This window comes from Sphingomonas sp., assembly GCF_050725575.1.
Taxonomy (GTDB): Bacteria; Pseudomonadota; Alphaproteobacteria; order Sphingomonadales; family Sphingomonadaceae; genus Sphingomonas.
In genome coordinates this window covers 22,810-40,939 of record NZ_JBOHHW010000002.1, presented here as the reverse complement: position 1 = coordinate 40,939, position 18,130 = coordinate 22,810, and the positions used below count along the sequence as shown (strand labels likewise).

Sequence of the window (18,130 nt, the reverse complement as noted above, 5' to 3'; positions counted from 1 at the left end):
GGATGTGTGACATCGCGGGCAAAAACAAAGGATCGAAACCGATGCGTCATTGCCGACCTGTCTGCGTGACCTTGTTGCCGGTCTTCCTCGCATTTGCCGCGCCGGCGACAGCGGCACCCTGGTGGTATGTCGGGCGCGGTATCGATCGTGTGGTGTTCATCGATGCCCGCTCGATCGAGCGGGACGGGAATAATGTCACCTATTGGGCGAAGACCCTCATCCGCCAACCGGGCGACCCGGTGGCGATGACGCTCAATTTCATGCAGGCCGATTGCACCGCGCGGAAGCTCGGTTGGGCCGGCCTGCAGAGCTATGGCCGTGACGAGGCAGTGATCGACGCCTCAACGCGCAAGGCAAAGCTGGAGGATGTGCGGGCGGACACGCTGGAAAATGTCGAGCTGGGCTTTGTTTGCATGGGCGCAAAAGACCGTGAGGCGAGCGGCTTTTTCCCCCTCGCCATCGATGATGCGAGCTTTACCGACGCGCTGCTGGCCCAGGCCGACCTGAGCCTGTCGCCACGAGAGCTGCACGACCGGATGGCGGCTGATCCCGGCGTGGTGATGATCCGCTCCACCGCACCGGATTCGTCGACCTTCGGCCAGATCCAGACCGTAAAGCTCGGCCAGCCACTGGTGCCGCCGCGCGATTATTCCAAGGGTGCAGTGATTCCCGACCCGGCCGATTATCCATCGATTGAGGTCGGCAGAATCTACGATATCGTCTATGGCGGTATCAAGAACGGCGAAATCCGGTTCGAGGTACGCGGCTATTCGATTGACGACCTGATCCATCCAGGGTCGGGTCAGGTCGAAACTGCCGATCTCAGGCAGAAAAAGGCCCATGTTCGGGACCTTGTCATCACCATCAAGCAAGTGCTGCCCGATCGGATCACCTATAGCGTGGCGATCGAAAAAGCGGTGCCGGTGACACCCGATTGCCCGGTTGGCGATTGCAGCGAAACAGAAGTGACGACCGAACCCGTCACGGCCGACGCCGCCGATACGCCGCGGTGACGCGTGCCATTGGCTTTGCGCCGTCAAAGGCCTAAATAGGGCATATGAGCACTTTCCTCGCAATCCTCCTCATCGCCGCGATGATCGCGGTTGTGGTCGTCTTCATCCGCGGCCTGGTCATCTTCATGATGAATGCCAGCGCAGAGGCGAAGGGCGGCACGAGCGGGCCGAGCGCGGCGGCGCTGAAGTCGAACAAGATGATGCAGTACCGTATCTTCTTTCAGGCGGTGGCGATCATCATCGTCGTCCTGATCCTGATGCTGGCCGGACGCAGCTGAACCGCCGGACCCGCACCGGTGGTCAAGCTCAATAAGATCTACACGCGCACCGGCGATGACGGCACGACCGGCCTGGTCGATGGGTCGCGCGTTGCCAAGACCGATCCGCGCATGGCCGCGATCGGCGATGTCGATGAGGCAAACAGTGCGATCGGCGTGGCGATCGCGGCGCTCGAGCAGGACGATACCGCCGCCGCGCTGACGCGGATCCAGAACGACCTATTCGATCTCGGCGCCGACCTCGCCACACCGGGCGAGGATTTCGCGCCGTCCGAGATGACCCTGCGCATCATCGCAGGCCAGGTCGCACGACTCGAGCGCGAAATCGATGCGATGAACAGCGGCATGCCCCCACTGACCAGCTTCATCCTGCCGGGTGGAACCGCCGCCGCCGCTGCGATCCATGTCGCGCGCGCCACCGTGCGCCGGGCCGAGCGGACGGCGGTAGCCGCAGCGCACGCCGTGCCGCTCAATCCCTTAACGCTCTCATATCTCAACCGTTTGTCCGATTATCTGTTCGTCGCCGCGCGCTTTGTGAACCAAAATGCCGGTGGCGACGTTCTGTGGGTTCCAGGCGCTTCTCGATAACCCTGCTCCAGATCAATTGATTCACCCGTGCATTCTGGATATGGAGAACAGAATGCGAACGAAAACGCTCCTTGCTCCTTCGCTGCCGGCCCTGGCCGGACGGTTTGCGCGAGTCCGTGCGCTAACCGAGGCGCTGGTCAAACCGCTCTCCGATGCCGATGCGACGGTCCAATCGATGTCCGACGCGTCGCCCGCCAAATGGCATCTGGCGCATACCAGCTGGTTCCTCGAAACCTTCATCCTGCGTGATTTCGTTGCCGGCTATGCGCTGCACGACGAACGCTTCCCGTTCCTGTTCAACAGCTATTACGAGGCCGAGGGGCGGCGTCATGCGCGCTCGCGTCGTGGCATGGTGACGCGGCCGACGCTCGACGAAGTGCTGGCCTATCGCCATCATGTCGATGCTGCGCTGCTGGCGGCGCTCCCTGGCCTGCCGGCGGCGGCGATCGAATTGGTGATCCTCGGCTGCCATCATGAGGAGCAGCATCAGGAACTGCTCATCACCGATATGCTGCACCTGATGTCGGAAAACCCGCTCGAGCCGGCGATCTGGCCGGCCGCGCGCAAGGTGCCGGTGGCAATGCCCGCCCCGATCGGCTGGATCGAGGGCAAGGCTGGTATCGTCGAGATCGGCCATGAGGGAGAGGGCTTCGCGTTCGATTGCGAAGTGCCGCGTCACCAGGCGCTGCTCGTGCCGCATGCGATTGCCGATCGTACTGTCACCAATGGTGAATGGGCCGCGTTCATCGCTGATGGCGGCTATGCCGATCCGCGTCACTGGCTGTCCGATGGCTGGGCCTGGGTGAAGGCCGAGGCGATCGCCGCGCCGCTCTATTGGGAACAGGGCGACAATGGCTGGACGCGCTTCGGACTTGACGGTCGCCGAGCGATCGATCCCGCAGCGCCCGTCACCCATATCAGCTTCTATGAGGCCGATGCCTATGCCAGCTGGGCCGGCGCGCGCTTGCCGACCGAGGTTGAATGGGAAGCGGCGGCGAGCGGACATGATTCAGCCGGCGGCAACCAACTGGACGGTCCCGGCCCGGTTGAACCGCGGCCGTCGGCCGGCGGACCGGCCTTTTTCGGCGACGTCTGGCAATGGACTGGCAGCGCCTATCGCCCCTATCCCGGCTTTGCCGCCGCGGAAGGTGCGGTCGGCGAGTATAATGGCAAGTTCATGTCGGGGCAGTGTGTGCTGCGCGGCGGATCCTGCGCCACGCCGCGGGGCCATGCGCGGGCGAGCTACCGCAATTTCTTCTACCCGCACCAGCGTTGGCAATTCACCGGCGTCCGCCTGGCCAAGGATATCTGACATGCTCAAGCGCGAGATCGAGGATGGCGACGTCACCCTGGCCGACCCGGCGTTCCGTGCCGATGTGCTGCGTGGCTTTGCGATGCAGCCGCGCGCGATTCCGGCGCGCTGGTTCTACGACCGGCGCGGCTCGGAATTGTTCGAGGCGATCACCGACCTGCCCGAATATTATCCGACCCGGACCGAGACCGCGATCCTGCGCGACATAACGCCGCAGGTCGCAGCGCTCGCGGGCGAGGGCCGCGCGGTGGTCGAATTCGGCTCCGGCTCCTCGACCAAGACGCCGATCCTGCTCAGCGCGGTGGCGCCCGCCGCCTATGTGCCGATCGATATTTCGGGCGATTTCCTGCGCGACTCTTCCGCGGGGCTTGCATCTGCCTTTCCCGGCCTGCCCGTGTTGCCGGTCGAGGCGGATTTCCTCCACCCGATCGCACTGCCGGCGCAGGTCGCCGGTCTGCCCAAGCTCGGTTTCTTTCCCGGCTCGACCATCGGCAACATGATCCCGCACGCTTCGGTCGACCTGCTGCGGGCAATGAAACAGTCGCTCGGCGAGGGGGCGATGCTGTTGATCGGCATGGACCGGGTGAAGGATGCGGACACGCTGGTCGCGGCCTATGACGACGCGGCCGGCGTGACGGCGGGGTTCAACCTGAACCTGCTCGAACGCATCAACCGCGAGCTTGGCGCGACCATCCCGGTCGACCGTTTCCGCCACCGCGCGCTGTGGAACGACGATCGCGCGCGGATCGAAATGCATCTTGAGGCGCAGGACGATCTCGACTTCACGATCGAGGGGCGGCCTTTCTCGATTGGTGCGGGCGAAACGATCCACACCGAGAACAGCCACAAATACGGTCCGCGCGATGCCCGCATCCTGTTGCGCAGTGGTGGCTGGACGCCAATCGCCGAATGGACCGATCCCGCCGGGCTGTTCGCGGTGATCCTGGCCGAAGCGCAGCCGCCGCGCCTCGCGCCGTGACGAAAATCAGGCCAATAGGAATTAGGCCAATAGGAATTAAGCCAATGGGAATTAGGGGCGCGTCACGCGCGCCCGCCAGGTGGTGATGAAATTGGGATTGCCGCGGCAGTCGTCCATTTCAGATTGTGCGCTGAGGCGGAATTTCGTGCCGTCCCACACAAAGCTTTGCGCGGTCCCGCAATCGGCCAGGCCGCGCGCCTTGGCGTAACTGGTCAGCGTCCCCGCCTTGTATTTGGCATTGAGCACCAACGGCACGATCGATGCTTCGCCCGAACCGGGTGGCGCATCGAAGCGTGCGGGGCGGGGCTTGCCATTGTCGATGACGAACACCGCCGAGGAGACATTATAGACTGCCGCGACGCACTGGACCAGAACCAGCGCCATGCCCGCGCCGAGGGCAAAGGCGTCCGCCTTGCCTGGAATTGTGGGATCGACATTGCATTTCGCCGAGCGGGCGAGCGCGGCGATCTGCGGTGCCGTCGGGCGCGCCGCCTGGCCGGCCGGCCGCATCGCGACGATGATCGGCAGGATTGGCGCGGCAGGCACTGCGCTTGCCGGCTTCGCGCCCCTGGCGACCAGCGCAGTGACGCCGCCGTCCCGGCCCTGCGCGGTGTCGATATGGCGCAGTGCGGCGGCAAGGCCGTTCGGCGACAGTGTCGCGATGCGATTGCCCCCGGCATCGGTCACGACCAGCGTCTTGCTGTTGCCGAGCAGCGCGGCGACTGCCATCGCTCCCGCCCCGTCGAGCGTCGCACCGCGAGCCATGGGCCGGAATGCGCTGCCGACCGATTTGCCGTCGACCGACAGGCCCGCCGGGACCGCAGCGTCACCGATCGCGGAGAGAATGATGCGCAGCCCGCCTTCCGGTCCGGCATCGCGGATCAGGTTCAGCGTCGCATCGGGCGTCGCGCCGCCGATCGGCGCGAGCGACGCGATGCTGCAGCTATTGCCGTTGTCGCAGGCAGTCGCCCAATCCTTGAAACTCTTGAGCTCACCCGGGCGTGGCGTGAGAGGGGCTGGAAGCGGGGTGGCGGCCAGCGCGAGCACGGCGAACGTCAGCATCGAACCTCTCCCATCATCCGGCGGCTATGGGATAGGTGAGTGAAATTGAACAATGCCAAAACGAACGGCCGCGGCAAAAAGACGATATGACGGGTGTTCCGCGCGACGGGGTATTCAGGGCCTCACCGGTGTCGCCCGCCACACCGCGAGCCAGTTGACCGACCCCTGGCATTCATCCATCCGCCGTGCCTCGATGAGGCGGAACATCTCGCCGTCCCAGGCATAGTCCTCGCTTGTCCCGCAATCGCCGATGCCGCGCTGCTTGCCATAGCTTTGCAGCCGGGCGGTCTTTGCATCCCATGCGGCGTTGATCAGGGTCGATGTGCCCATCGCTTCGATCCCGCCGGGTTGAAAGTCGAACCGGGCAAGCGCCGGCTTGCCGCCCGACACGATCACCGCGACGGTGGAAAAATTATACGCGCCGCTGCCGCATGGCATCAGCACCAGCGTCTTGCCGCCGGCCAGCGCGTCGCCCTTGATCGGGTCACTGACCTGAGTGTCCTCCGCGTCGCAGCCCGACAGGTCGACCATCTGCTTGAGCAAGGCCGGCGTGATCGCCGCCGCTTTTCCCGATGCCGGGAGCGAGCGGATACGCGGTAGCGGCAGGGCGGCGGGTACTGCGTTGGCCGGCTTGCTGCCTTTGGCCACGGTCGCGGTGACGCCGCCGGCGCGGCCCTGATCGGCGTCGATGAAGCGCAAGGCAGCGGACGATCCGGCGAGCGATGCATGCGCGAACTCAGTGCCGGCGGCATTGGTCAGGCTGAGCCTTTTGCCGTTGGCCAGCGCTGCGACGATCGCGGCCACCTTGGCACCGGTCAGCGTCAGAGAATCCTTGGCGATCGTGCCGCCAGCGATGGCCCTGCCGTCGATGCGGATCGTCGCTGCGCCGTCATGATTGCCGTTGGTCGAGATATCGAACACGAAACCGCCATCCGGCCCCGCCGCGCGCGCGATCGAGAAATAGCCGCCGCTATCAGTGCCATCGACCATTTCCTGGGTCGGGATGAGCGAGGTCATCTCGCATGCATGGACATTGTCGCACGCGACCGCCCAGTCGCCAAAGGTCTTGATCGAACCGGGCCGGGGTGCGGCGGGCTCGGCCCCCGCGGCAAACAAAAGCAGCGAAAGGATCATGCTGGCGTCCTAGCTCAACGCCGTCCAAGTCGATAGGAGCGATGCGACATGAAGCTGGACGGAGCGAAGCGATGCAATCGATAGGCGTGATCGGGGCAGGGCAGATGGGTGCGGGGATCGCGCAGGTATCGGCGCAGGCAGGCTATCACGTGCTGCTCACCGATGTGTCGAAGGACCGTGCGGACGCGGGGAAGCTCGGCATCGCCAAGGCGCTCGACCGGCTGGTGTCGAAGGAGAAGATCGACGGTGCCGCGCGCGACCAGGCGCTGGCGCGGATCGAGACCGTAGAGGGCGTGCAGGGCATGTCGTCCTGCGGCCTGGTGATCGAGGCGGCGACCGAGCGCGAGGAGATCAAGCGCAGCATCTTCGCCGAGATCGGCAAAGTGCTCGGGCATCAGGCGGTGCTCGCGTCGAACACCTCATCGATCCCGATCACGCGCCTCGCGCAATCTTCGCCCGACCCGAAGCGCTTCATCGGCGTGCATTTCTTCAATCCCGTCCCGGTGATGGGCCTGATCGAGGTCATTCGCGGGCTCGCCACAGCGGACAGCACCGTCGCGCTGATCGAGACCTATGCCAAGGCGCTGGGCAAGCAGGTGGTGCGCGCCAATGATGCGCCGGGCTTCATCGTCAACCGCGTGCTGATGCCGATGCTCAACGAAGCGTGCTTTGCGCTCGGTGAGGGCGTCGCGACGATCCGCGACATCGACCTCGCCTGCCAGCTTGGCCTCAATCATCCGATGGGCCCGCTGACATTGGCTGACTTCATTGGCCTCGACACCTGCCTGGAAATCACCCGCGTGCTGTTCGAGGGCACCGGCGATCCCAAGTTTCGCCCGGCACCGGTGCTGGTCAAATATGTCGAGGCCGGCTGGTACGGCCGCAAGACCGGGCGTGGCTTCTACGATTATTCCGGCGATGAGCCCGTGCCGACGCGCTGAGATTTCACCTGGTCGGAAAGGAATAGCCGGTGGCCCATCCCCTGCTTTTCGCGCTTGCGCTGCTTGGCGCGGGGGCGCCGTCCGAGGCACTGATTGACGCGAGCGACCCCAGCGTCTTCGAGCAGCAATTGCGCGACATGGGCTATGCGCCCACCAAATTCGACGTCACAGGCGAAACCGCGATGACCAGGATTCAGCTTGGCCAAGGCCACACGCTCAGCATCATCCTCGGCGGATGCGCCAACGGAAAGGGATGCTTGTACGTCACGCTAGTGGGGGCATTCTACAATGTGACGAAGCCTCCGGCCGACTGGGTTGCCCGGATGAATGTCGATTACGACCTGATCAAGGTCTGGGTCAACGATATGGGCCAGCTGACCTATTCGGCGGGAGGCGTCATGACTGGTGCTTCCCGCTCCACGCTGCGCAACTGGATCGACCTGGTCCATCAGTCGAGCCGCCATCTTGGCGGGCGGGCGCTGGACGACAAACTCTCCACGCCAGAGAAACCGCCGCTCAAGCGCTAAGCGCTTCGAGCCATTTCTGGTGCCAATGCTCCATCCGGCGCGGGAAGAGCAGGCGGCCGGCGCGGGCGACAAGGCCGTGCTGGGTTTCCTCGGTCAGGATGGTGCAGCCGCCGTCGTCACGCGCGGTGATCAGCCAGGCGTGATAGGCGCGTACGCCGGGGGATTCGGCGAGCCAGGCGATGCGTGTTTCGGGTTCGAACTCGGTCACTCGCGTCTTCAGCGCGACGCCGAACGTGTTCCAGGTGAAACGCGCATCCGCGAAGAGGTCGGCGCCGCCGCCCTCGATCTTCACTTTGCTGGCATTGACGTAGAAGGTCGGCCAGTCGGCGGCGCGGATCAGGCGCCGCCAGACGATTGCCGGATCGGTCGCGGCCTCGATGCGGTTGACGACATGGACCGGGCTGTCCGTCGGCGCGAAACCGTCCGGCCAGCGGATCGTCACCTGGCGGCGACTTTGCCGGGTTGCTGGAAGGAGACCAGCGCGGCGACCAGCGCCTCGTCGTCGCCCGGCGCGATCGGCGCTTTGTAAACCGTGCGCATCTTCTCGACTGTCGCCTGCCATTTCTCCGGCGCCAGATGCGGTTGGGTGGTGATCATCTCGACCGAATGGCACGCGGTGCAGTTGCGCGTGACCAGCTCGCCCGCCGGCCCCTCGGGCAAGCTGGCGGTCGCATCGGGCAAGGCAATCGATGCCGAGGTGAGCGTGATGCCGCCGGCCGAGACCGAGGGACCCTTGGCAACTGCCGCCGGCGTAGCGACCGGATCGACCCGGGCAATCAGGAAATTCCATGCCGCCGTCAGGATCGCAAAGGCGAGCAATGAAGCCATGGCGACCTTGAAACCGATCGATTGCATCACGCGACCCTGACCGCGATCGATTCGATCGCGCTGCGCATGAAGCCGCTCGGATTCCAGATCGGGTCGGCGACCTGAGTCTCGCCATTGCTGTTGGTGCAGCGTACCGCGAGGCGATAGCCGCCAGGCTTCAGCGCGGGAATCGTCGCGTTCCACAACCGGAAGCTGTATTTGCCTTCATCGGCGCCGAGCGGGGCGGCATGCCAGCTCGCCCCGCCATCCATCGACAAGTCGACCCGCGCCACACCTGACGCACCGCCCATCGCGAGGCCGCGCACGAAGAAAGGCGAATGCGCGATCACGCTCGCCCCGTCCGCCATGTTGGTGATGAACGCCCGCGGTACCATGTGGTTGATCGGTACCGTCGCGAAATCCTTCGCACCCGGCGCGACACTGGCGCGGGGCGCGGTCGGGATGCGGTACGCCTTGTCCATCCAGTATCCGGTATCGGGCGCGGTCAGCACCTCGATCCGGTCGAGCGCCTTGATCCAATAGGTCGAATACCAGCCGGGCACAACCAGCCGGATTGGAAAGCCGTTGAGCATCGGCAATTGGTCGCCGTTCATCTGGAACGCGATCATCACCTCGCCGTCGCGCGCATGGTCGAGCGCGAGCGACTTCTCGAATGCAGGCGCGCCGGGCGGCGGCTTGTCGAGCCCGCCGAGCCGAACCGCGACTGCGCCCGGTGCGACACCGGCGCGGTCGAGCACGTCCTTCAATCGCACGCCGGACCATTTCGCATTGCCGATCGCGCCATTGCTCCACTGCGCGCCGGGCACGCGGGGGGAGAAATGGCCACGCGAATTGCCTGAGCATTGATTGATCGCGGCGATCTCGACCCGCGGCATGGCAAGCAGGTCGGCAAGCGACAAGGCGAGGGGCTGGCGTACCGCCCCGCCGACCTTGAGGCGAAAGCGCGTGACATCGACCGAGGTCGGAATGTCGTCATAATGCCAGCGCACGAAGAACCGGTCATTGGGCGTGAAGACATTGCCGTCGAACGCCTCCAGCGGCGTTTCGAGCAAGGGCGCGCGGCCGCGCTGCAGAATCATGCTGCCCTTGCCGGGAAAGGCAGTGGTCAGCGGACGGCTGCCATTGCCGCCGGGCAGGCCGAGATCGGCCAGGGGCCCCGTCAGAATCTTCTGGGCCCAGACCGGCGCGGTCGCCAGGCCGGCACCGCTGAGCCCGATCAGGCCAAGCGCGCGGCGGCGATTCAGCTCAGCCATTGGTGCGCAGCGACATCTGCTTCGCCAGGGGCGCAAAGCGCGCGACCTGCCGGCCGACCATGCAGAGTTGCTCGACCACGGCGGGCTCGCTCGCGCCGCCTTCCTCATCGAACTTGGTCAGCTGGCTGTTGATCGCGGCGGCAAAGGGCGTCGGCCAGCCGCGCAGCGCATGCACGATCGAGCGCAAGGCGGCGATCGTGCTGCCCGTCGCCTGCCAGCCATAGGCAGTGGCGATCAGGCCGACCGGCATGTCGGCGAGATAGGGGCGTTCCACATCGCGCGCGGTTTCCTCGAGCAAGTCGAGCGCATTCTTGACCACGCCCGAAATGCTGCCGTGATAACCCGGGCTGGCGATGATCAGTGCCGACGCCTGGCGGATCGTTTCGACAAACTCGATCTCGTCTGGCGTGCGGGTCGTGGCGCGCGGGTCATACAGCGGCAGCCGCGCCATGTCGGCGCCGCCGAACATGCGGGTACGGAACCCTCCCTCGCGTCCGGCCGCGTCGAGCGCGATGCGCAGCGCACGCTCGGTCGAGGAGATGCCGCCGATCGTCCCGCCGATTCCGACGACGAGAGGAGCATCGGCACGGGCATCGGCATCAGCCATTCGGGAAACCTTTTAGAGCGGTGCGTGATCGATCCGCGGCAAGACGTGGCGCGCAAACAAATCCGCTTCGGCCGCATGGGGATAGCCCGACAGGATGAATGCCTCAATGCCCATGTCGCGATAGGCGTTGAGCTTGGCCAGCACCTGGTCGGGATCGCCAACGATCGCGGCGCCGCAGCCGGACCGCGCGCGGCCGACGCCAGTCCACAAATTGGGTTCGGCATAGCCGTCGTCCGCGGCATTCTCACGTAAAGCCGCCTGGGCGGCGACGCCGGTCGACGTGGAATCGAGCGATTTGGCGCGGATCGCCGCCCCTTCCGCAGCATCGAGCTTCGACAGCAGCCGTTCGGCAGCGATGCGCGCCTCGGCCTCGGTTTCGCGCACGATGACATGCGCGCGGTAGCCGAACCGCAAGGCGCGGCCATATTGTGCCGCGCGGTCCTTCATATCGGCGATGATCGCGGCGACGGTTTCCTGCTTGTCGGGCCACATCAGGAACACGTCGCAGCCCCGGGCGGCGGCGTCGCGCGCATCCTCGGACAAGCCGCCAAAATAGAGCAAAGGCGCCTTGCCCGACACGGTGCCGATGCTTGGCGGGGCGAGCTTCAACTTCCAGAACTCGCCGTCATGGTCGAGCGGCTCGCCATTGAGCAGCGTCTTCAGGATCTGCATCGCCTCGACCGTGCGGGCATAGCGCGGCGCCGAGGCCATCGTCTCGCCGGGCATGTCGGAGGAGATGATGTTGACCTTCAGCCTGCCGCCCGACATCCGGTCGATCGTCGCGATCTGGCGCGCGAGTTGCGGCGGCCAGGTTTCGCCGATGCGCACCGCCATCAGCAGGTTGATCCGGCTCGTCGCAGTGGCGATCGCCGCAGCGAAGGCGGTGGTGTCGATGCCCAGCGCATAGCCCGACGGCAGCAGGATATTGTCGAACCCGCCGGTTTCCGCCTGCACCACGATATCGCGGCAATGCTCCCAGCTCGACCGGAGCTTGGCATCGGGCACGCCGAGAAATTCATAATCATCGTCGCACAGGGCCGAGAACCAGCTGATCTCGCACGCGCCCCTGCGCGTCGCATCGGTCGTCATGGCAGTCTTTCTCCCCGTGACGCGATCAGCACGTCGTACCAAGCCTTGCGCGTCCAGCGCGGCTTGAAGGCATCGCCGATCATGGCGATGCGATCGGCATTCTGCGTGCCGACGATCGGAATCGCGCGCGCCGGGTGCGCCATCACCCAACTATAGGCGGCGGCGGCGCGATCGACCCCGGCCTCGGCCGCGACCGTATCGAGCGCGGCAGCGACAGCGCGGCTGCGCTTGTCTTGCGGATCGCCGATTCGGCCGCCGCCAAGCGGCGACCAGGCGAGGATGGCGATGTCGCGCTCCATCGCCAGGTCGAGCAGGCCGCCGGTGATCGGCTCAAGCTCAAGCGGCGAAAATTCCGGCTGATGGCTGGCCAGCGGTATGGTCAGCAAGCTGGCCAGCGCCACGGTCTGCGCAACGGTATAATTGGACACGCCGATCGCCCGGACTTTGCCCGATGCGACCATATCCTCCAGCGCGCGCGCTACTTCCTGCGGATGCGCCAGAATGTCGGGGCGATGGATCTGGTAGAGATCGACCTGCTCGACCCGCAGCCGCTTGAGCGACGCGTCGAGCGCCTCCGAAAGATAAGCGGCGCTGGAATTATACGGCACCGGCGGGGTGATGCCGCCCTTGGTCGCCAGCACCATGCGTTCGCGCAGGCCCGGCGAGGCGGCGAAGATCTGTCCGAGCAACGCCTCGGCATCGCCGAACCCGTTTGTGCCGTTGAAGCCATAGATATCGGCGGTGTCGAACAAGGTGACCCCGGCCGAAAACGCCGCGTCGATCAGCCCGCGTCCCTCCTTTGCGGTGGAGTGGCCGAAGCGCCACATCCCCCAGGCAATCGGGCTGACCATCAATCCGCTCTTGCCGAGCGGGCGGGAATCGGGTGTAAGCATGATTTCAGACATCGTTGTCATATAGGATCGATCCTCGTGGTAGAGCAAGTGCGTTATGGTCTGGTGGGCGCCGGTATGATGGGCGTCGAGCACATCAACAACCTCGCGATCACGCCTGGCGCGGTGGTGACGGCGCTGGCCGATCCGACCCGGCAATCGCTCGACTGGGCGAAGAACGCGCTGCAAGATCGCGCTGACGGCGTGGCGCTGTTCGACGATGCCGCGGCGCTGGCGGCGAGCGGGATGTGCGACGCGGTGATCGTCGCCAGCCCCAATCACACCCATCGCGAGGTGCTGGTGCCGCTGTTCGATGCCGGCCTGCACCTCCTGTGCGAAAAGCCGGTCGCCACTCGAATCGAGGATGCGCGCTGGATCGTCGATCGCGCGGCGCAGAGCGGCAAGGTGTTCTGGACCGCGATGGAATATCGCTTCATGCCGCCGGCCGCCGAGTTCATCGCCGAGGTGAAGGGCGGGCGGATCGGCCGGTTGCAGATGCTCTCGATCCGTGAACATCGCTTTCCCTTCTTGCCCAAGGTCGGCGACTGGAATCGCTTCAGCCGCAACACCGGCGGAACGATGGTCGAAAAATGCTGCCATTTCTTCGATCTGATGCGGCTGATCACCGGCGCGGAGGCAGTGCGGGTCTATTGTTCGGGCGCGATGGACGTGAACCATCTCGATGAGGATTATGCCGGCGAGCGGCCCGACATCATCGACAACAGTTATACGACGGTCGATTTCGACAATGGCGTGCGTGCCATGCTCGATCTGTCGATGTTCGCCGATGGCGCGGAGAATCAGGAGGAGATCGCGGCGGTCGGCGACCAGGCGCGGCTCGAGGTGCTGATCCCCGACGGGGCGATCATCTATTCACCGCGCGTCGGCTTCATGAATCCGAAGCGGGCCGAACGCCGCCTGGTCGCGGTCGACGAAGCCGCGCTCAACGCCGGCAGCCATCACGGCTCGACCTTTTACCAGCATCAGAAATTCAATGCCGCGGTGCGCGGTGCGGCCCCGGTCGAGGTCAGCGCGCATGATGGGATGATGGCGGTCGCGATCGGCGCGGCGGCCGAAATAAGCGCCCGCGAGCACCGCGTGGTGGAGATGAGCGAACTGGGTTTCTGACCCAAGCCGAACTTTACGACCGCCTAGTCTGATTACGCTGTCAGAACGGGCCAATAACGATAATACCCACCAATCGAATGGGAATTGAGGGAGGAATTATGAAGCGAGCTTTCCATCTGTCTGGCGCGGCGCTTCTCGCGTTGATCGCCGCGACGCCCGCGTTCGCGCAGGATACCGCCGCCGCAGAAGAGACCGCCACGGCCGACACCGTGGATGCGGGCGACATCATCGTCACCGCGCAGAAGCGTTCGGAGAATCTGCAAAAGGTCCCGGCCGCGATCAGCGTGGTGAGTGGCGAGCAGTTCGAGGCGCGCGGCGGCGTCAACGTCCAGTCGCTGCAGCAGCTTGTTCCCAGCCTCAATTTCAAGGAAAGCGCGACGACGATCGATTCGTCGCTGTTCCTGCGCGGCGTCGGTACGATCAACTTTTCGATCGCCGCCGAACCGAGCGTCGGCTTCGTCGTCGACGGCGTGACCTATGCGCGCTCCGGCGAGGCATTCGGCGACCTCTACGATGTCGAGCGGATCGAGGTATTGCGCGGGCCGCAGGGCACCCTGTTCGGCAAGAATTCCTCGGCAGGCGTGGTCAATATCGTCACCAAAAGACCGGGCGACCGTTTCGGCGGCTATGTCGAGGCGCAGGCGACCACCGACGACGAATATAAGCTCAAGGCAGCGATCGACATCCCGCTCGGCAAAGGGATCAGCAGCCGGTTCACCGGCACCTATGCCAATTTCGACGGCACGGTGCGTAACGTCACGCTCAACCGCACGGTCAATGGCTATGAGCGCTACGGCATACGCGGCATGATCGTCGCCGAGGCGACCGACGCGCTGACCTTCACCCTGATCGGCGACTGGCGCCGCACCAATGCCGATTGCTGCGCCGAGGTGATCGGTACGGTTCCCGGCAACGGGCTGGCCGGATCGCTCAGCGGCATCAAGTTGGACAAGGAAAAGACCCGTGAGATCCGTCAGAACACGTTGACCGAGACGCGCGAGACGAGCTGGGGTGCCTCGCTTCAGGCCGATCTCGATGTCGGGTCGGCCGGTACGCTGACCTCGATCACCGCCTATCGCGACTACAAGAATTACGGCATCCGCGACGGCGATTTCATCGACAAGGTCTATAATATCCCTGGCGGCAACCAGCTTGACGATTTCGGGCCGCAGCCCTCGACCACCTTCACTCAGGAAGTCCGCCTCGCTTCGCCTGGTAACCAGACGGTCGAGTATGTCCTGGGTGGATTCTACTACAAGGCGAAGCAGGAGCGAACCTTCGAGCGCGACGACATCGTCTGCTCGGCGACCACTTTGCCGCCGGTTTCAGGGCTCTTTCCTTGTGCGCCCGGCTCCTCGACGCTGGCCTTCCCCAGCGCGGTGGGGAATTTCGGATCGACGATCGAGAATGTGGCGGCGTACGGCAACGTCACCGTGCGCGCGACCGATTGGTTGCGGCTGATCGTGGGTGGACGCTTCACCCATGACAATATCAGCGCCTTCAATGTTCGTTCAGCCGCAACCGGCATCGGACCGGGCCTGGTCGGGGCGGCAGCAAATTATCGGCTGAAGACCAGCCAGAGCGATTTCTCCGGCAAGCTCGGCGTCCAGGCGGACATCACCAATAGGCTGATGGCCTATGCGACCTTCAGCCAGGGCTATAAGGGCCCGGCGTTCAATGTCTTCTTCAACCAGAACGACAATCAGCTCGCGCCAATCGCGGCGGAGACGTCGAACGCCTATGAACTCGGCACCAAGTTCAAGACCGCCGATGGCAGCTTCACGCTCAACACCGCGGTTTTCTACGCCAAGTACGACCATTTCCAGGCTAATAATTTCGTCTTTCTGAATGGGTCGGTCGTCACCCAGTTGACCGACGCTGGCTCTGTGTCGACCAAGGGCGTGGAAATCGAATCCGTGATCCGGCCGGTGCGTAATTTCACCATCAGCGCCGGCATCGCCTATACCGATGCGCAAATCGACAGGTTCAATATCCCACCCAACGCGTCGCCCACGCAGACCGACCGCCGCGGTGAACAATTGCCGCTTGCGCCGACCTGGAAGGGCAATATCGGCGCGACCTGGAAGATTGAGACGGGCGGCTTCGCCAATGTCGAGATCGGCAGCAACATCTCGCTGACCAGTGACCAGGTCTCGTCGCTCCAGGCCGGTGTGACCCCGGCCGATCTCGCCGTGCGCCGTGCGATTACCATCGACGGTTATGCGCTGGTCGACGCCAATATCGCGCTGGTTGATCCCAAGGGGGTGTGGCGAGTCAATTTCATCGGCCGCAACCTGACTGACAAGAGCTATGCCTCGCTGATCACTACCGGCGGTCCTGGTGGCAGCTATCGCTATCTGCTGCCGCGTGACGTCGATCGCTATTTCGGCGTCGCGGTGCGGTTCAACTATTAAGGGAGGGCTGGGCGATGAACTATCAGGATCAGGCGCGCCAGTTCGCCGAACAGGGCTATGCCGTGTTCAAGGGCGCACTGGCCGGTGAGGCGCTCGCTCTGCTGCGCGGCGAATGCGATGCGTTCGTCGCGCGGGAGGATGCGCGGATGGATGCGGCGGGTGTCGATACGATCGGCATCAGCCACCGTGGCAAGCGCTATTTCGCCAATGAATGCCAACGCGTCTCTCCCGCGATCCGGCGGATGCTGTTCAGCGACACAATGGCCGATGTGTGCCGGGCGACGATCGGCGACACCGCCTATTTCTTCTTCGACCAGTTCGTCGTGAAGGGGCCGGAGGGCGGCCTGCCATTCTCATGGCATCAGGATTCGGGCTATGTCGTCGGCAATGGCGGCCCGGCGGATCACGCACCCTATGTCACCTGCTGGTGCCCGCTCGACGACGCCACGATCGAGAATGGCACGGTGCGACTGATGCCGGGCAGCCACCGGAACGGCATCGTACCGCATGAGCGCCAGGCGGGGAGCAACGACCTGGTCGGCGCACCAGCCGAAACCGAGGGGCTGATCGTCGAGGCCAAGGCTGGCGATATCGTCGCTTTCTCCAGCTTGTTGCTCCACGCGACCGGCGCCAACCGTACCGATCGCGCGCGGCGCGTGTTCCTGGCGCAATATACGCCCGAGGCGATGCTCAATCCCGGCACGAAGCAACTGCGCCGCAACGCCATCGCGTTGTTGCAGAATGGCGAGCAGGTGACTTTTGCGTAGCATGACGGCGCCAGCCCGATGATCCTGTCGCCGGCGCGCCGCAACGTGATCTTCGCGCTGGCGATTACCGCGACCTTGCTCAATCTGGTCGATCGCCAGATCATCGCCGTGCTCAAGCCGGACATTGCCCGCGACATGGGCTGGAGCGACAATGATTATGGCACGCTCGCTGCCTGGTTTCAGGGATCGGCGGCGGTGGCGTTCCTGTTCACTGGCTTTGCGGTCGACAAGCTCGGGGTGAAATGGGCCAACCCGATCGGCGTTGCGCTGTGGAGTCTCGCGGCGATGGCGCATGCTTTTGCGCGGGGCTTTACCAGCTTCATCTTCTGCCGCATCGCGCTTGGCGCGACCGAAGCGATGGGCACGCCGGCCGCGATCAAGACCATCGCGGTGATCTTCCCGCCGACGATGCGTTCGTTCGGCTATGGCCTGGTCAATACCGTGGGCAGTCTCGGCGCGATCGCCACGCCGCTGTTGATCCCGACGGTCGCCTTGTTGTGGGGCTGGCGCGCGGCGTTCCTCATCGGCGGCGGCCTTGGCCTGGTCTGGGCCGGTGTGTGGCTGCTTGCGGTAAAGGGTGTGCAGTTCGACGGTGACGGCGCGCCGACCCGCAGCAACGCCACCGCGACCGGCACGATCGCGCGGAGCATCTTTGTCGAGCGGCGCACCTGGGCGATCGCCATCGCCAAATTCCTGTCCGATGCGACCTGGTGGCTGATGTTGTTCTGGATGCCCGATTTCTTCCATCGCAGCTTCGGGTTGACCGGCATTGCGCTCGGCACGCCGCTGGCGATCGCCTATACGTGCAGCGCGATCGGCTCGCTGATTGCCGGCACGGTCGCGTCGCGGCTGATCCGCCAGGGCTATAGTGTGGAGAAGGTACGCAAAGGCTCGTTGCTGGTCGCGGCGCTATTCGCTTTGCCTTTGCCCTTTGCCGACACGGTGAACAGCTATGCGCTCGCGGTGGCGCTGATCGGCTTGGTGATGGCCGCGCACCAGGCTTTCTCGGTCAATCTGTTTGCGCTGATCGCCGATGTCTCGCGCCCGGAAAAGATCGGGCGGGTAACCAGCTTCGGAGCGTTCAGCGGCAATATCGGCGGCATGGTGATCGCCAAGGTCGCGGGGCTGACGCTCGCCGCCGGGCTCGGCTATCTGCCGCTGTTTGTGTTCGCTGCGGGCTCGTATCTGCTGGCGGTGATCGCGATCCAGATTCTGCTGCCGCGGCTGCCGCTCGACGGGATGGGAATAGCGGCACGGGTCGCACCGCATTGACAGTGTATTTCGGGGCGGCACTGGCCTAGCCTCATCGGAAGCGAATAA

19 protein-coding genes are annotated in these 18,130 nt (G+C 64.7%); 11 read left to right on the top strand and 8 right to left on the bottom strand.

All coding sequences use genetic code 11. From position 1 onward, the window contains the following. Positions 1 to 41 precede the first annotated feature (41 nt). Genes ACRECS_RS01370 through egtD form a run of 5 tightly spaced genes read left to right on the top strand, consistent with a single transcriptional unit; the run spans position 42 to position 4,170 of the window. Positions 42 to 1,013, top strand: coding sequence for a surface-adhesin E family protein (locus ACRECS_RS01370; protein WP_431581159.1), 972 nt, complete (start codon positions 42 to 44; stop codon positions 1,011 to 1,013). Between the two features lie 44 nt (positions 1,014 to 1,057). Next, positions 1,058 to 1,291, top strand: coding sequence for a twin transmembrane helix small protein (locus tag ACRECS_RS01365; protein WP_431581158.1), 234 nt, complete (start codon positions 1,058 to 1,060; stop codon positions 1,289 to 1,291). Between the two features lie 18 nt (positions 1,292 to 1,309). Next, a complete protein-coding gene (locus ACRECS_RS01360) occupies positions 1,310 to 1,879 on the top strand; it encodes a cob(I)yrinic acid a,c-diamide adenosyltransferase (protein ID WP_431581157.1) in 570 nt (189 codons plus the stop codon). Positions 1,880 to 1,931: 52 nt separating this feature from the next. Next, entirely contained in the window at positions 1,932 to 3,191 is a 1,260-nt protein-coding gene (gene egtB, locus ACRECS_RS01355; protein WP_431581156.1) for an ergothioneine biosynthesis protein EgtB, read from the top strand. 1 nt (position 3,192) lies between these two features. After that, a complete protein-coding gene (egtD, locus tag ACRECS_RS01350; RefSeq protein WP_431581155.1) occupies positions 3,193 to 4,170 on the top strand; it encodes an L-histidine N(alpha)-methyltransferase in 978 nt (325 codons plus the stop codon). 51 nt (positions 4,171 to 4,221) lie between these two features. Here egtD and ACRECS_RS01345 read toward each other — a convergent pair whose 3' ends face one another. Both ACRECS_RS01345 and ACRECS_RS01340 read right to left on the bottom strand, forming a co-directional pair. Beyond that, positions 4,222 to 5,232: a DUF1176 domain-containing protein gene (locus ACRECS_RS01345; protein WP_431581154.1), complete on the bottom strand. Its 1,011-nt coding sequence runs from the start codon at positions 5,230 to 5,232 to the stop codon at positions 4,222 to 4,224. A gap of 114 nt (positions 5,233 to 5,346) precedes the next feature. Continuing rightward, positions 5,347 to 6,366 carry a DUF1176 domain-containing protein gene (locus tag ACRECS_RS01340; protein ID WP_431581153.1) on the bottom strand — a complete coding sequence of 340 codons (1,020 nt, stop codon included), beginning with the start codon at positions 6,364 to 6,366 and terminating at the stop codon, positions 5,347 to 5,349. Positions 6,367 to 6,437: 71 nt separating this feature from the next. Between ACRECS_RS01340 and ACRECS_RS01335 the strand changes: the two genes are divergently transcribed. Beyond that, a complete protein-coding gene (locus ACRECS_RS01335; protein ID WP_431581152.1) occupies positions 6,438 to 7,307 on the top strand; it encodes a 3-hydroxybutyryl-CoA dehydrogenase in 870 nt (289 codons plus the stop codon). Between the two features lie 29 nt (positions 7,308 to 7,336). Continuing rightward, complete coding sequence (locus ACRECS_RS01330) at positions 7,337 to 7,834, top strand: hypothetical protein (RefSeq protein ID WP_431581151.1); 498 nt, start codon at positions 7,337 to 7,339, stop codon at positions 7,832 to 7,834. On the opposite strand, the gene ACRECS_RS01325 is transcribed toward ACRECS_RS01330, so the two are convergent. The 6 genes from ACRECS_RS01325 to ACRECS_RS01300 are packed head-to-tail and all read right to left on the bottom strand — an operon-like array spanning position 7,824 to position 12,516. Beyond that, entirely contained in the window at positions 7,824 to 8,276 is a 453-nt protein-coding gene (locus ACRECS_RS01325) for an SRPBCC family protein (protein WP_431581150.1), read from the bottom strand. The two genes, ACRECS_RS01330 and ACRECS_RS01325, sit on opposite strands and share 11 nt — an antisense overlap. After that, entirely contained in the window at positions 8,273 to 8,689 is a 417-nt protein-coding gene (locus tag ACRECS_RS01320) for a cytochrome C nitrite reductase (RefSeq protein ID WP_431581149.1), read from the bottom strand. The genes ACRECS_RS01325 and ACRECS_RS01320 overlap by 4 nt, the downstream gene beginning before the upstream one ends. After that, the gene (locus ACRECS_RS01315) at positions 8,689 to 9,915 is read right to left on the bottom strand and encodes a molybdopterin-dependent oxidoreductase (RefSeq protein WP_431581148.1); all 1,227 of its coding nucleotides are present in this window, start codon (positions 9,913 to 9,915) and stop codon (positions 8,689 to 8,691) included. The genes ACRECS_RS01320 and ACRECS_RS01315 overlap by 1 nt, the downstream gene beginning before the upstream one ends. Then, complete coding sequence (locus tag ACRECS_RS01310) at positions 9,908 to 10,522, bottom strand: NADPH-dependent FMN reductase (protein WP_431581147.1); 615 nt, start codon at positions 10,520 to 10,522, stop codon at positions 9,908 to 9,910. Before ACRECS_RS01310 ends, ACRECS_RS01315 begins: the two co-directional genes overlap by 8 nt. A 12-nt stretch (positions 10,523 to 10,534) precedes the next feature. Continuing rightward, positions 10,535 to 11,611, bottom strand: coding sequence for an LLM class flavin-dependent oxidoreductase (locus tag ACRECS_RS01305; protein ID WP_431581146.1), 1,077 nt, complete (start codon positions 11,609 to 11,611; stop codon positions 10,535 to 10,537). Then, the gene (locus tag ACRECS_RS01300; RefSeq protein ID WP_431581402.1) at positions 11,608 to 12,516 is read right to left on the bottom strand and encodes an aldo/keto reductase; all 909 of its coding nucleotides are present in this window, start codon (positions 12,514 to 12,516) and stop codon (positions 11,608 to 11,610) included. The genes ACRECS_RS01305 and ACRECS_RS01300 overlap by 4 nt, the downstream gene beginning before the upstream one ends. 36 nt (positions 12,517 to 12,552) lie before the next feature. Between ACRECS_RS01300 and ACRECS_RS01295 the strand changes: the two genes are divergently transcribed. The 4 genes from ACRECS_RS01295 (at position 12,553) to ACRECS_RS01280 (ending at position 18,082) form a co-directional block, all read left to right on the top strand. Continuing rightward, entirely contained in the window at positions 12,553 to 13,629 is a 1,077-nt protein-coding gene (locus ACRECS_RS01295) for a Gfo/Idh/MocA family protein (RefSeq protein WP_431581401.1), read from the top strand. Between the two features lie 98 nt (positions 13,630 to 13,727). Further along, positions 13,728 to 16,043, top strand: a complete 2,316-nt coding sequence (locus ACRECS_RS01290) for a TonB-dependent receptor (RefSeq protein WP_431581145.1) — start codon at positions 13,728 to 13,730, stop codon at positions 16,041 to 16,043. Positions 16,044 to 16,057: 14 nt separating this feature from the next. Then, entirely contained in the window at positions 16,058 to 16,810 is a 753-nt protein-coding gene (locus ACRECS_RS01285; RefSeq protein WP_431581144.1) for a phytanoyl-CoA dioxygenase family protein, read from the top strand. Between the two features lie 18 nt (positions 16,811 to 16,828). Then, a complete protein-coding gene (locus ACRECS_RS01280) occupies positions 16,829 to 18,082 on the top strand; it encodes an MFS transporter (RefSeq protein WP_431581143.1) in 1,254 nt (417 codons plus the stop codon). Positions 18,083 to 18,130: the final 48 nt, after the last annotated feature.

Coding starts and splice junctions, on each gene's coding strand:
- ACRECS_RS01315 (WP_431581148.1), bottom strand. CDS start 9,915: ATGGCTGAGCTGAATCGCCGCCGCGCGCTTGGCCTGATCGGGCTCAGC.
- ACRECS_RS01370 (WP_431581159.1), top strand. CDS start 42: ATGCGTCATTGCCGACCTGTCTGCGTGACCTTGTTGCCGGTCTTCCTC.
- ACRECS_RS01320 (WP_431581149.1), bottom strand. CDS start 8,689: ATGCAATCGATCGGTTTCAAGGTCGCCATGGCTTCATTGCTCGCCTTT.
- ACRECS_RS01280 (WP_431581143.1), top strand. CDS start 16,829: ATGATCCTGTCGCCGGCGCGCCGCAACGTGATCTTCGCGCTGGCGATT.
- ACRECS_RS01285 (WP_431581144.1), top strand. CDS start 16,058: ATGAACTATCAGGATCAGGCGCGCCAGTTCGCCGAACAGGGCTATGCC.
- ACRECS_RS01345 (WP_431581154.1), bottom strand. CDS start 5,232: ATGCTGACGTTCGCCGTGCTCGCGCTGGCCGCCACCCCGCTTCCAGCC.
- ACRECS_RS01365 (WP_431581158.1), top strand. CDS start 1,058: ATGAGCACTTTCCTCGCAATCCTCCTCATCGCCGCGATGATCGCGGTT.
- ACRECS_RS01300 (WP_431581402.1), bottom strand. CDS start 12,516: ATGTCTGAAATCATGCTTACACCCGATTCCCGCCCGCTCGGCAAGAGC.
- egtB (WP_431581156.1), top strand. CDS start 1,932: ATGCGAACGAAAACGCTCCTTGCTCCTTCGCTGCCGGCCCTGGCCGGA.
- ACRECS_RS01305 (WP_431581146.1), bottom strand. CDS start 11,611: ATGACGACCGATGCGACGCGCAGGGGCGCGTGCGAGATCAGCTGGTTC.
- ACRECS_RS01310 (WP_431581147.1), bottom strand. CDS start 10,522: ATGGCTGATGCCGATGCCCGTGCCGATGCTCCTCTCGTCGTCGGAATC.
- ACRECS_RS01340 (WP_431581153.1), bottom strand. CDS start 6,366: ATGATCCTTTCGCTGCTTTTGTTTGCCGCGGGGGCCGAGCCCGCCGCA.
- ACRECS_RS01335 (WP_431581152.1), top strand. CDS start 6,438: ATGCAATCGATAGGCGTGATCGGGGCAGGGCAGATGGGTGCGGGGATC.
- egtD (WP_431581155.1), top strand. CDS start 3,193: ATGCTCAAGCGCGAGATCGAGGATGGCGACGTCACCCTGGCCGACCCG.
- ACRECS_RS01290 (WP_431581145.1), top strand. CDS start 13,728: ATGAAGCGAGCTTTCCATCTGTCTGGCGCGGCGCTTCTCGCGTTGATC.